Source organism: Nocardia sp. 149-1B, assembly GCF_057747975.1.
The window spans coordinates 3,466,175-3,478,308 of the sequence record NZ_CM173233.1 but is presented as its reverse complement, the minus strand read 5'-3'; the positions used below and the strand labels follow the sequence as shown (position 1 = coordinate 3,478,308).

Here is a 12,134-nt window from a genome sequence, read left to right as displayed (position 1 = left end):
ACGACCGCCCGCGGGTCCCAAGCCCGGGGGCGGGGTCACTGCAGGCCGTAGTCCTGGAGCATCCCGACCTGGTTGAGGGCCCGGTGGTCCAGGGTGAGGGTCATCGAGCCGATCGAGGGGCTGGGGCCGTCGGCGTACAGGATGTGCGAGCGGGTGCGCCGACCGGTGGTCTGCCAGAGCTGGCCCGCGGGGCTCGGGACCTTCTGCAGCTGGTGCACGTAGAACTCGATGCGGTCGCCGAAGACGCGCGCGACCATGTACGTCGCGTCGCCGTGGTAGAGCAGCCCGCCGGTGGAGATCTGAGTGACGCCGTCGGCCTGCCGCATGGTCGTGGCGTGGACCTCGCCGTTGAGGTAGAGGTCGACGCCGTACTTCGCCATCGTCCGCCACAGCGCCGAGTGCCGCCCGCCCTCGATGTGCCCGCCCGACGACGACACCTCGCGCACCGGCATCAGCACCGGGTTGTGGCCCTGCACGATCACCCACGGGATGTGCTGGGCCCGGGCGCGCTTCAACGTGGCGCGCAGCCAGCGCAGCTGGTCGCCGACCACCTCCAGGTGCACGTCGCCGTTGCGGCGGTTGAACTCGTCGAGGCTGATCAGCAGCACGTCGGGGGAGAGGTGCACGGCGTACGCCGTCTTCGCCCAGGCCGGACTGTCGGGGTGGTCGGGGTAGCGCGGCTTGCCGGAGGGGGTGCGGGTGAAGTAGCGGGCGAACTCGCTCTTGAACACCTGCATCACGCGGCGCTTGAAGTGCGTCCACGGGGTGCGGTCGTCCCACGGGTTGTCGCCGATGTCGTGGTCGCCCAGTGCCGCGTGCAGGGTCAGGCCGCGCGAGGTGAAGCGCCGCAGGTAGTTGGAGAAGTAGAAGTCCGCCGCCCGGCGCACGGCCGCGCGCTTCTCCACCGCGGTCGTCACCGGACCGAAGACACCCGTGTTGCCCCGGTCCTGGCCCCACCGGCCCTCGACGAGGTCACCAGGCACCAGCACCGAGCCCGGGTGGAGCGCGGCGATCTGGTCGAGGAACTGGTCGATCGAGTGCTGGAGGTCCGGCGTCCAGGAGTTCGGGTCGCCGTGATGCCACGACGGGAGCTGGCGCAGGTCGCCGACGTCCTGGTTGAGGAAGTCCGGCGCGGCCACGAACTCGTAGCTCGGCTTCTGGCCCGAGGGGAAGGTGTGGGCGTTGATCACCCTCGGGCGGCTCGGCTCGCTCGGGTGGGCCGACGGCGTGCCCGAGGAGCACCCGGACGCGACGAGCGACAGCGCCAGCGGCACCAGGAGGAGGGAGAGACGCCGCGGTCGTCGCAGCGCTGGGGTCGAGCGAGAGATGGGTCGGCCCTTTCGTCGAGCGGCACGCCGTGCCGGCGCCGAGAGGTCGGCACCCGGGGCTCCTACCCAGATTCCCGGCTGCTGACTCCTGCCGCCGCCGAGAGTACGGAACGAGTCTGAACGATCCCTGAGGCGAGCACCTGGACCACGCAGCCGGACCGCTCAGCTGCGCCGCAGCGAGCCCATCCACTCCTCGACGTCGGCCGCGGCCCGCGGGAGCGCCGCGGAGAGGTTCCGGCCGCCGTCGGCGGTCACGAGGATGTCGTCCTCGATGCGGATGCCGATGCCGCGCAGCTCCTCGGGGACCAGGAGGTCGTCCTCCTGGAAGTACAGCCCGGGCTCGACGGTGAGCACCATGCCCTCGGCGAGCGTGCCTTCGGCGTACGCCTCCGGCGCGGCCTGGCCGCAGTCGTGGACGTCGAGGCCGAGCATGTGGCTGGTGCCGTGCAGCGTCCAGCGGGCATAGACGCGGCTCTCCGGGTCGAGCGCCTCCTCCGCGGACACCGGCAGCAGGCCCATGCCGGCGAGGCCGTGGGCGAGCACCTCCATCGCCGCGTTGTGGGTGGAGCGGAACGGCACCCCGGGGCGTACGGCGGCGATGCCGGCGTCCTGGGCGGCGAGCACGAGCTCGTATAGCTCTCGCTGCAGGGGGGTGAACCGGCCGTCGACCGGCAGGGTGCGGGTGACGTCGGCGGTGTAGAGGGAGCGGTTCTCCACGCCCATGTCGAGCAGGACGAGCTCTCCGGGCGTGATCGGGCCGGTGTTGTCGATCCAGTGCAGCGTGGTGGCGTGGGACCCGCCGCCCACGATGGAGTCGTAGCCGATGTCGTTGCCCATCGCCCGGGCCCGACGGAAGAACGTGCCCTCGATCCAGCGCTCGCCGTAGCGCAGCACGTTGTCCCACTCGCGCACGGAGTCCTCGAACCCGAGCGTGGTGATGTCGCAGGCCTCCTGGAGCTGGGCGACCTCCCAGTCGTCCTTGACCAGGCGCAGCTCGGAGGCGACCCGGCCGAGCTCGGCGTCGCGGGCGTCGTCGGCGTTCACGAGCCCGTCGACGGCCGCCGAGACGCCGCGGAGCACCCGGGTCTTGCTGCCGCCGCCGAGAGCGCCGGGCAGGTCGTCGAGGTGGCGCACCTCGAGGCCGAGGGAGTCCGACATCTCCTTGAGCGAGGGGCGGCGCCCGACCCACAGCTCGCCGTACTGGCGGTCGCGGAAGAACTCGTCGGTGTCGCGGGACGAGCGCGGCCGGGCGTAGAGCACGGACTCGCCGTCGGTGACCACGAGCACCGCGTCGCTGGTCTGGTTGCCGGAGAAGTAGGTGTGGGCGGTGTCCGCGCGGAACCGGTAGTCGGTGTCGTAGGCGCGGACCTTGAACGTCCCCGCCGGGAGCACCAGCCGCTCACCCGGGAACGCCTCGGCGAGACGGGCGCGGCGCTGCGCGGCCGGAGCCGCGACCGGCTGCACCGGCAGGTCGAGCTCACGGTCGCCCCACCCGGTGCGCATGAACGCGGCGTACGCGGCCGGCACGGCCGGATCGTGCGACTCGGTCTTGGGCTCCGTCACGGGTGCTGCAGGCTGGGTCGACGCGTCGGTGCCTTCGGGTGGGGTCTGCTCGCTCACGCGGCCACTGTACGCCGGGGGCGCGCCACGACAGCGGCCCCAGGGACCTGCCCCGATAGGCTGCCGCCATGCCTGGTGCCCGCCGCGAACGCGCGACCTCCTCGGTCGCGTTCGCGGTCGTGGTGACCGTGCTGGTGTCCCTCGGAGCGCTGACGATCCTGGCGATCCTGGCCCTCTCCGGCGCACCCCGCTCCCTCGCCCTCGCCATGGTCCTCGCGGCGCTCCCGGTCGGCCCGCTCGTGGCCTGCTACCTGTGGCTCGACCGCTACGAGCCGGAGCCGCGCACCCTGCTCGCGGCCGGGCTGCTGTGGGGCTGCTTCGTGGCCACCGCCGCCGCGCTGCTGATCCAGGGCGTCGGTGGGTTCGTGGTGTCGTTCACCGACAACGTCAGCCTCGCGGTGGTCGCACCGGTGACCGAGGAGGCCAGCAAGGGCCTGTTCCTGCTGCTCCTGCTCTGGTGGCGCCTGGCCGAGCTCGACGGGGTGCTCGACGGCATCGTGTACGCCGGAATGGTCGGCATCGGCTTCGCCTTCACCGAGAACATCCTCTACCTGGCTGCCGCCTACAACGGGACCGACGGCGCGGGCCCCGGCGGCACGGAGGCACTGACCGCGACGTTCGTCGTGCGCTGCCTGTTCAGCCCGTTCGCGCACCCCTTGTTCACCGCGTTCACCGGCATCGGGGTCGGCCTCGCGGTCAACGCCCGCAGCCACGTCGCTCGCATCCTCTGGCCACTCGGCGGGTACGTCTGCGCCGTGGTCGCGCATGCCGTGTGGAACGCGTCGACCGTCTACGGCTTCGACAACTTCGCGGTCGCGTACGTCGTGCTGATGGCCCCGGCGTTCGTCGCCCTGGCCGGGCTGGCGGTCTGGGTGCGCAGCTCGGAGCGCCGGGTCCTGGCCGCAGCACTGACCGACGCCGCCCGGCGCGGGCTGGTGCCGGCGACCGACATCGGCTGGGTGGTGGATCTCGGGGCCCGCCGCCGCAGTCGCGCCTACGCCCGCCAGGTCGGCGGGCGGGCCGCCGAGCAGGTGATGCGCGAGTACCAGCAGGCGGCCATCGAGCTCGGGTTCCTGCACTACCGGTTCCTGCGTGGGACCCCGCCACCGGACTACGCGGTGCGCGGTCAGCAGTTCCTCCAGCGGATCGCGGCCCTGCGGCCGTCGATCGCCTTCCCCGGACAGGTGGTACCCACCAGATGACCGTCTCCCACGGCGAGAGCGAGCGCCCCGACCACCTGGACACCCGGATGCTGACTGCCCTGGTGCAGTTGCGTGGTGCCCTCCAGGCGGCTCGGCTGCCCTTGGACGTCGCCGGGGTCGAGGACAAGCGACGCTCGCGCCAGCAGATGATCGACCAGCTCGAGGACTACGTCATCCCGCGGCAGATGACCGTGGATGCGCCGCTCCTCGTGGTCGTCGGTGGATCGACCGGCGCCGGGAAGTCCACGCTGGTCAACTCGCTGGTCGGCCGGCGGGTCACCGCGTCCGGGCTGCTGCGGCCCACGACCCGCTCGCCGGTGCTGGTGCACCACCCGGAGGACGCGCGGTGGTTCGGCCAGGACCGGCTGCTGCCGGACCTGGTCCGCACCGACCACGCCACCGACGACCCGCACGCGCTGCAGCTCGTCGCCTCCGACACGGTGCCGGAGGGGCTGGCGATCCTCGACGCACCCGACGTGGACTCCGTCGAGGAGCACAACCGGACGATCGCGGCCCAGCTGCTCGCGGCCGCCGACCTGTGGCTGTTCGTGACCTCCGCCGCCCGCTACTCCGACCAGGTGCCGTGGGACTACCTCCGGCAGGCCGCCGAGCGCTCCACGTCGGTCGCGATCGTGCTCGACCGGACCCCCGCAGACGCGGTGCAGACCGTGGCCGCCCACCTGGCGCGCATGCTCGCGAGCCGTGGGCTGAAGGACTCCCCACTGTTCACGGTCAACGAGGCGCCGCTCTCCGATGACGGTCTGCTGCCCGCGGGTGAGGTCGCCGACATCCGGGGCTGGCTGGTGTCGCTCGCCGGCGACCTCGACGCCCGGGCGCTCGTGGTGCGGCAGACCCTCGACGGGACGATCCGCACCCTGGGTCGCCAGACCTACCTGGTCGCCGACGCGGCGGCCGCCCAGCTCGCGGCCGCGGCCGACCTGCGGGCGACGGCGCTCACGACGTACGACGACGCCACCGAGGGGCTCGTGACCGAGTCGGGCGACGGCTCGCTGCTGCGCGGCGAGGTGCTCGCCCGGTGGGAGGAGCTGATCGGCACCGGTGAGCTGCTGCGCACCCTCGACCAGCGGGTCGGGCGACTGCGTGACCGGGTGGTCAGCGCCGTCAAGGGCACCCCCCAGCAGGCCGACCGGGTGATGCTGGCGATCGAGGCCGCCGCCGAGGCTCTCGTGCTCGACCACGCCGAGTCCGCTGCCGGGCGCCTCCACGCGCTGTGGGAGGAGTCGGCGGCCGGTTACGGGCTGCTCGAGGACCGGGAGGCGCTGCGCCGGGCCGCTCCCGACCTGCGTCGCCGAGCCGAGTCCGAGGTGCGAGCCTGGCAGGAGGAGGTCCTCGGGCTGGTGCGGGCCGAGGGCTCGGAGAAGCGCACGAGTGCCCGCTTCCTGGCCTACGGCGTGCACGGGCTGGCGGTCGCGCTGATGGTGGACACGTTCCGGCGGCGGACACCGGTCGAGGACGACCTGGGCCGGACGCTGCTCGACGCGGTCTTCGGTGCCACGACCGTGACGTCCCTCGTCGATCGCGCGGGCGCCTCGCTCGAGCGGCGACTGAGGATGCTGGCCGGCACCGAGCGCGCGCGCTTCGCCGGGGTGCTCGACGACCTCGACCTGCCCGCCGATGCTCCCGAGCAGCTGCGGGCCGCGTCCCGGCGCGTCGACGATCGCCGGTTCGAGCAGGCCAGATCGGTGACCGACCCCACGCCGTGAGCACCCGACCCCCTAGGGTGGGGGCTGCACTGTCCCACCGTTTCACCCTGCCGTTGCCGGGTCGAGGGAGAACATGACGTCCTTGCTCGAAGGGGCCAAGAAGCTGGTCACCCGAGGTACCGACATCGGGGCCCGCATCGAGGGCCTCGATGCTGCGACATACGCCGCGAGGGGCCGCCTCGACGACGACCTGGTCGCCGGTGCGCAGGAGGTCATCGACCGCGCGACCGGGCGGCTGCGGCTCTCGGCGACCCACACGGTGGTGGCGATCGGAGGGGCGACGGGCTCGGGCAAGTCCTCGACGTTCAACGCCCTGACCGGTCTCGAGCTCTCCGCCGTCGGTGTCCGGCGCCCGACCACGTCCTGGGCCTCGGCCTGTGTGTGGGGACGCGACGGTGCCGAGGAGCTGCTGGAGTGGCTCGGCATCCCGCCGCGGCACCAGACGACCCGGGACTCCATGCTCGACTCCGGCCGCCGCGGCGCCGACGCCGAGCTCGACGGGGTCGTGCTCCTCGACCTGCCCGACCACGACTCGACCGAGGTCGCCCACCACCTCGAGGTCAACCGGCTGGTCGACCTGGCCGATCTCCTCGTCTGGGTCCTCGACCCGCAGAAGTACGCCGACGCCGCCATCCACGACCGTTACCTCGCACCGTCCGCCGACCACCAGGACGTGATGCTGGTCGTGCTCAACCACATCGACACGGTGCCCGACGAGCGTCGCCAGTCGATGCTCGACGACGTACGCCGCCTGCTCGACGCCGACGGCCTCGACCGGGTCCCGGTCCTGCCCGTGAGCGCACGCCAGGGCACCGGCATCCCCGAGCTCCGGGCCGAGATCGCCCGACGAGCCGCCGAGAAGCAGGCCACCCGGTCGCGGATCGACGCAGACGTGCGTGCGGCCGCCACCACCCTGTCCGAGGCGTCCGGCAACGCGCCCACGCGGGTGTTGTCGCCGGAGCGCGTGGCCGCGCTCGACGACGCCTTCGCCGAGGCCGCGGGCGTGCCCGCGATCGTCGACGCCGTCGAGCGCTCGACCAAGATGCGCATCGGCCGGGCGACCGGCTGGCCGGTCGCCACCTGGCTCTCGGGTGTCAAGCCCGACCCGCTGCGAGGCGCCGACCTCGATCTCGGCGCCCAGGGGCGCGAGCTCTCGGGCCGTGGGCGCGCGGTCCCGCAGGTCGCGCAGGTGCAGCGGGCTCGCGTCGACACCGAGGTGCGCACCCTGGCCGACGAGGTCTCCAACGGGCTCGCGTCCCCCTGGGTCGAGACCGTTCACCGCGCCTCGGTCTCGCGTCTCGACGAGCTGGGCGACCGGCTGGACGCCGCCTTGGCAGCCGCTGCGGTGGCCGCCGGTCGGTTGCCGGTCTGGGCCGGTCTCGTGCGGGTCCTGCAGTGGCTGCTGCTCCTGACCGGCATCGCCGGTCTGGTGTGGACCGGGGTGCTGGCCGGGACCGGCAAGCTCCAGGACTCCGACACCCCGCAGGTCGCCGGCATCGCGCTGGCGCTGGTGCTGCTCGTCGGTGGACTCGTGCTCGGTGTCGCGCTCGGTCTCCTCTGCCGGCTCCTGGTGGCCCGAGCCGCCCGCGGCCGGGCCGAAGAGGCCGACCAGCGGCTCCGCGGGGCGGTTGCGGAGGTCTCCCACGAGCTGGTCGTGGACCAGGTGGAGATCGAGCTCGCGGCCTACACCGCGGTCCGCAACGGGCTCAGCCGCGTGCTCGGCTGACCCGCCAGTCGTCCACAGAGAGCGTTCCGACCACAGTCTCCACAGCGGTCCTCGCCGTACCGTCCCGATGTCGGTGTGGCCGCCGAGCCTCGATCCAGGGAAAGCCCCGATCGAGGCAAGGAGACCTCCATGAACGAATCGCTCATCACGCTGCAGGGCTGGCTCGGCAGCGACGTGACGCTGCGCCGGGCCGGCGACGTGCCCGTGGCCAGCTTCCGTCTGGCGTGCACCCCGCGCCGCTTCAACCGCCGCACCGACACCTGGTCCGACGGCACCACGCAGTGGTACACGGTGAACGTCTGGCGTCAGCTCGCGGAGAACTGTGCCACCTCGCTGCGTCGCGGTGACCCGGTCGTGGTGCACGGCCGGCTCGAGGTCAAGCTCTGGGTCAACTCCGACAACCTCGAGGTCACCAGCTTCGAGATCGACGCCCTGCACCTCGGCCACGACCTGGCCCGTGGCACCAGCCAGTTCACCCGTACGCCGCGGCAGGAGGCCGCGCCGGGCGCGGAGGCCGTGGCGCAGGAGGCCGTGGCGCAGGAGGTCGCCGCGTGAGGATCAGCCCTGGCTCCTCCCGTCGGCCCAGGTGCGCCAGGCCGGGTCCCCGGCGAGCTCACGCAGGTCGGCCAGGGGCACGGACGGGGCGGCGCGGTCGACGGATGAGCCGAGACCCCACTTGTCGTCCGAGCTGTTCGACGAGCTCGCGTAGACCACGGCACCCTCCGGGGTGAGCCGGGTGGCCTCGAGCACGACGACGTCGCCGGCGGATGAGCGTGAGATGCGGCCGACGACGGCGCCGGCCGCGTCGTGCAGCTCGGTGCACATGGCCGGGTCGGTCAGGTTGCCCGGGCAGGTGGTCTGCTGGCGGACGGAGGCGCCGTCCTCGGAGGGCGGATAGAGGACCACGTTCAACCCGCCCACCGGGCGGCCCGCGGAGTCCGTCAGGGCGACGGAGATCCAGCCTCCGGTGGGCCGGTCGCCGGGGCCGAGGTCCTCGTTGCCGAGGTTGGCGTCGGCGATGCTCAGTCCCGATGGGAGCAGGGTGGCGAGCCGGTCCCGCATGACCGCGCCCGGCATGTTCCACCAACCGGGCGGGCGCTCACCGGTCGCGGGTGTCGAGGCGGGACCGGTGTCGTGGGCTACGCCGCTGTCCTCGCCGCGGCCCCCGGCGACCGAGGGCCAGGCGATCGCGGTCGCGACGACGGCGACGGCCAGGGCGCTGCCGGTCGCCCCGAGGCGCCGCCGACGGCGGACGACCCGGCCACGCTGCACCGCGCCCGCCTGGATGCGGTGGGCGGGGACCGCCAGGTCCGTGAGGGCGTGGTCGATCAGGGCGTGCAGGTCCGCGCCGGGGTCGGTGGTCTGAGGCTCGCTCATCGGGTGCTCCCGTGGGTGTGGGTGGTGGTGTCGGTGAGCAGCTCGCGGAGCTCCTTGAGCGCGCGCAGGCTGCGGTTCTTCACGGCCGCCTCCGAGAGGTCGAGGTCGTGGGCGGTCTGGGCGACGCTGCGGTCCTCCCAGAAGCGCAGCACGACCACGGCCCGATCGACCGGACCGAGCTCGGCAAGCGCCGCCAGGAGGGCGACGCGGTCGGCGGGATCGGGCGCGGCCGGGCCCGAGCGATCGGGCGGCTCGGCGAGTGGCAGCTCGGTGGAGCTGCGGCGACGCCGCTCGGAGAGGAAGGACTTCACCAGCACCCCGTGGACGTACGCGACCGGGTCGCCGGCCGCGCGGACCCGCCACCAGGACGCGTACGCGTTGGCGAGCGCCGACTGCACCAGGTCCTCCGCGGCGTGCGGAGACATCGTCAGCAGGTAGGCGCTGCGGTAGAGCTGGGGCGACCTCGCCGCGACGAACTGCGAGAACTCCTCGTCGGTCTTGTCCGTGCGACGCACCTGGTCCTCCCGTCTGGGCCGCCGGGGTGGGGGCCGTCACCCTACTGACGCTGCGCGCCCCCGATCAGGTCTCATGCCCGTTCGCCAACTAGGCTCGGGGACCATGGCGGAATATGTGTTCACCCTGCGCAATGTGCGCAAGGCCCACGGCGACAAGGTCGTCCTCGACAACGTGACCCTGTCTTTCCTGCACGGGGCGAAGATCGGTGTGGTCGGCCCCAACGGCGCCGGCAAGTCCTCGCTGCTGAAGATCATGGCCGGGCTCGACCACCCCAACAACGGCGACGCGATCCTGGACCCCGACGCCACGGTGGGGATGCTCCAGCAGGAGCCGCCGCTCACCGAGGGCAAGACCGTGCTCGAGAACGTCGAGGAGGCCGTCAGCGAGCTCAAGGGCAAGATGGCCCGCCTCGACGCGCTCTACATGTCGATGGGTGACCCCGACGCCGACCTCGACAAGCTGAACGAGGAGGCCGGCAACCTCCAGACCGAGCTCGACCACGCCAACGCGTGGGACCTCGACAGCCGACTCGACCAGGCGATGGACGCGCTGCGCTGCCCGCCTCCCGAGTCGATCGTCGACAACCTGTCCGGTGGCGAGCGCCGCCGGGTGGCGCTGTGCAAGCTGCTGCTCCAGCAGCCCGACCTGCTGCTGCTCGACGAGCCGACCAACCACCTCGACGCCGAGTCCGTGCAGTGGCTCGAGGGCCACCTCAAGTCCTACCCGGGCGCCGTCTTGGCCGTCACCCACGACCGGTACTTCCTCGACAACGTCGCCGAGTGGATCGCCGAGGTCGACCGTGGCCAGGTCCACGGCTACGAGGGCAACTACTCGACGTACCTGGAGACGAAGAAGGACCGGCTCAAGATCGAGGGCCAAAAGGACGCCAAGCGCGCCCGGATGCTCGAGAAGGAGCTGGAGTGGGTCCGCTCCAACCCCAAGGCACGGCAGGCGAAGAGCAAGTCGCGCCTGGCCCGCTACGAGGAGCTGGCGGCCGAGGCCGACCGCGCCCGCAAGATCGACACCTCCGAGATCAACATCCCGGCCGGGCCCCGGCTCGGTGACGTCGTGCTCGAGGCCAAGGGCCTGACCAAGGGCTTCGAGGGTCGCACGCTCATGCACGACCTCTCGTTCACGCTGCCCCGCGCCGGCATCGTCGGCGTCATCGGTCCCAACGGGGTCGGCAAGACCACGCTGTTCCGGATGATCACCGGCAACGAGGAGCCCGACGAGGGCACACTCAACGTCGGCCAGACCGTGAAGATCTCCTACGTCGACCAGAGCCGCGGCGGCATCGACCCCAACAAGAACGTCTGGGAGGTCGTCTCCGACGGACTGGACTTCATCAAGGTCGCGAACTTCGAGATGAACTCGCGCGCCTACGTCGCCTCGTTCGGTTTCAAGGGCCCCGACCAGCAGAAGAAGGCCGGCGTTCTGTCCGGTGGCGAGCGCAACCGACTCAACCTCGCGCTCACGCTCAAGATGGGTGGCAACGTGCTGCTGCTCGACGAGCCGACCAACGACCTCGACGTCGAGACGCTGTCGTCGCTCGAGGACGCGATCCTCGACTTCCCCGGCTGCGCCGTGGTCACCTCCCACGACCGGTGGTTCCTCGACCGGGTCGCCACCCACATCCTCGCCTGGGAGGGCGACGACGAGGACGACGCGAAGTGGTTCTGGTTCGAGGGCAACTTCGCCTCCTACGAGGAGAACAAGATCGAGCGCCTCGGTCTCGAGGCCGCCCGGCCGCACCGGGTCACCCACCGGCGCCTCACGCGCGACTGAGCGCGTCGCCGGTGGTTGAGGTGCGAGCCTCGAAACCACCGCCGTTGGTCGAGCTTGTCGAGACCCCGGAAGCGACGGCAGGGCGCTGATCCGCTCGTCGCCCTGCCTTCACTCACCGGGTTTCGACGCGCTCGCGTCGCCGCTGGTTGAGGTGCGAGCGGAGCGAGCCTCGAACCACCGCCGTTGGTCGAGCTTGTCGAGACCCCGGAAGCGAAGGCAGGGCGCTGATCCGGTCGTCGCCCTGCCTTCGATCGGCTGACGCCGATCGAGGTCAGCGAATCTCCATGGCGGGGTGACCTTCGACGAGGTGGTCGGAGACGGCGTTCATCACCCGGCCGACGGCCAGGAAGTCCTCGTGGTCCACGAGGTCGACCAGGTGGGCACGCACGCCCTCGACGTGGACCGGGGCCATCCGCTCCAGCAAGTCGAACCCCTTGTCGGTCATGGTCGCCACGACGCCGCGCCCGTCGTCGGGGGAGCTGCGACGCTGCACGAGCCCGGCGTGCTCCATGCGCGCCACCGTGTGGGTCACCCGGCTGCGGCTGTGGGCGAGCGCGTCGGCCAGGTGGGCCATCCGCATCCGGCGGTCCTCGGCCTCGGAGAGGCGGACCAGGATCTCGTACTCGACCAGCGACAGGTCGCACCGTCGGCGCAGGTCGTCGTCGAGGCGGTCCAGGAGCAGGGTCATCCCCATCAGCAGGGCCCGCCAGGAGCGCTGCTCGTCGTCGTCGAGCCAGCGCGTCTCGTTACCCCCGATGTCGCTCACCCCGGCAGTGTAGGACGTCACAGCGAGGCCAGAGGGGTGCTTGGCCGGTTCGACGGTGTGACCTCCGCCGGACGGGCCGAACGCCCGGCC

Annotated in this window: 10 protein-coding genes; 5 read left to right on the top strand and 5 right to left on the bottom strand. The window is 72.2% G+C overall.

Annotation, left to right across the window (positions count from 1 at the left end):
* Nucleotides 1–35: 35 nt before the first annotated feature.
* Nucleotides 36–1,274, bottom strand: coding sequence for a metallophosphoesterase family protein (locus AC3ANS_RS16580; protein WP_488292684.1), 1,239 nt, complete (start codon nt 1,272–1,274; stop codon nt 36–38).
* Nucleotides 1,275–1,490: 216 nt separating this feature from the next.
* On the bottom strand, nt 1,491–2,948 hold the full coding sequence (locus AC3ANS_RS16575) for an aminopeptidase P family protein (protein ID WP_488292683.1): 1,458 nt from the start codon (nt 2,946–2,948) through the stop codon (nt 1,491–1,493).
* 68 nt (nt 2,949–3,016) lie between these two features.
* Between AC3ANS_RS16575 and AC3ANS_RS16570 the strand changes: the two genes are divergently transcribed.
* The 4 genes from AC3ANS_RS16570 (at nt 3,017) to ssb (ending at nt 8,155) form a co-directional block, all read left to right on the top strand.
* A complete protein-coding gene (locus AC3ANS_RS16570) occupies nt 3,017–4,150 on the top strand; it encodes a PrsW family intramembrane metalloprotease (RefSeq protein ID WP_488292682.1) in 1,134 nt (377 codons plus the stop codon).
* Entirely contained in the window at nt 4,147–5,874 is a 1,728-nt protein-coding gene (locus AC3ANS_RS16565) for a dynamin family protein (RefSeq protein ID WP_488292681.1), read from the top strand. Before AC3ANS_RS16570 ends, AC3ANS_RS16565 begins: the two co-directional genes overlap by 4 nt.
* A 73-nt stretch (nt 5,875–5,947) precedes the next feature.
* The gene (locus AC3ANS_RS16560; RefSeq protein WP_488292680.1) at nt 5,948–7,600 is read left to right on the top strand and encodes a GTPase; all 1,653 of its coding nucleotides are present in this window, start codon (nt 5,948–5,950) and stop codon (nt 7,598–7,600) included.
* Between the two features lie 129 nt (nt 7,601–7,729).
* Nucleotides 7,730–8,155, top strand: coding sequence for a single-stranded DNA-binding protein (gene ssb / locus AC3ANS_RS16555; RefSeq protein ID WP_488292679.1), 426 nt, complete (start codon nt 7,730–7,732; stop codon nt 8,153–8,155).
* Between the two features lie 3 nt (nt 8,156–8,158).
* Here the strand turns inward: ssb and AC3ANS_RS16550 are convergent, their stop codons facing one another.
* Nucleotides 8,159–8,977: a hypothetical protein gene (locus AC3ANS_RS16550; protein ID WP_488292678.1), complete on the bottom strand. Its 819-nt coding sequence runs from the start codon at nt 8,975–8,977 to the stop codon at nt 8,159–8,161.
* A complete protein-coding gene (locus AC3ANS_RS16545; RefSeq protein ID WP_488292677.1) occupies nt 8,974–9,492 on the bottom strand; it encodes a SigE family RNA polymerase sigma factor in 519 nt (172 codons plus the stop codon). Before AC3ANS_RS16545 ends, AC3ANS_RS16550 begins: the two co-directional genes overlap by 4 nt.
* 103 nt (nt 9,493–9,595) lie before the next feature.
* On the opposite strand from AC3ANS_RS16545, the gene ettA reads away from it, so the two are divergent.
* Nucleotides 9,596–11,278, top strand: a complete 1,683-nt coding sequence (gene ettA, locus AC3ANS_RS16540; protein ID WP_488292676.1) for an energy-dependent translational throttle protein EttA — start codon at nt 9,596–9,598, stop codon at nt 11,276–11,278.
* Between the two features lie 271 nt (nt 11,279–11,549).
* On the opposite strand, the gene AC3ANS_RS16535 is transcribed toward ettA, so the two are convergent.
* Nucleotides 11,550–12,044, bottom strand: a complete 495-nt coding sequence (locus tag AC3ANS_RS16535) for a MarR family winged helix-turn-helix transcriptional regulator (RefSeq protein WP_488292675.1) — start codon at nt 12,042–12,044, stop codon at nt 11,550–11,552.
* Nucleotides 12,045–12,134: the final 90 nt, after the last annotated feature.

Coding starts and splice junctions, on each gene's coding strand:
- AC3ANS_RS16550 (WP_488292678.1), bottom strand. CDS start 8,977: ATGAGCGAGCCTCAGACCACCGACCCCGGCGCGGACCTGCACGCCCTG.
- ssb (WP_488292679.1), top strand. CDS start 7,730: ATGAACGAATCGCTCATCACGCTGCAGGGCTGGCTCGGCAGCGACGTG.
- AC3ANS_RS16560 (WP_488292680.1), top strand. CDS start 5,948: ATGACGTCCTTGCTCGAAGGGGCCAAGAAGCTGGTCACCCGAGGTACC.
- AC3ANS_RS16565 (WP_488292681.1), top strand. CDS start 4,147: ATGACCGTCTCCCACGGCGAGAGCGAGCGCCCCGACCACCTGGACACC.
- ettA (WP_488292676.1), top strand. CDS start 9,596: ATGGCGGAATATGTGTTCACCCTGCGCAATGTGCGCAAGGCCCACGGC.
- AC3ANS_RS16570 (WP_488292682.1), top strand. CDS start 3,017: ATGCCTGGTGCCCGCCGCGAACGCGCGACCTCCTCGGTCGCGTTCGCG.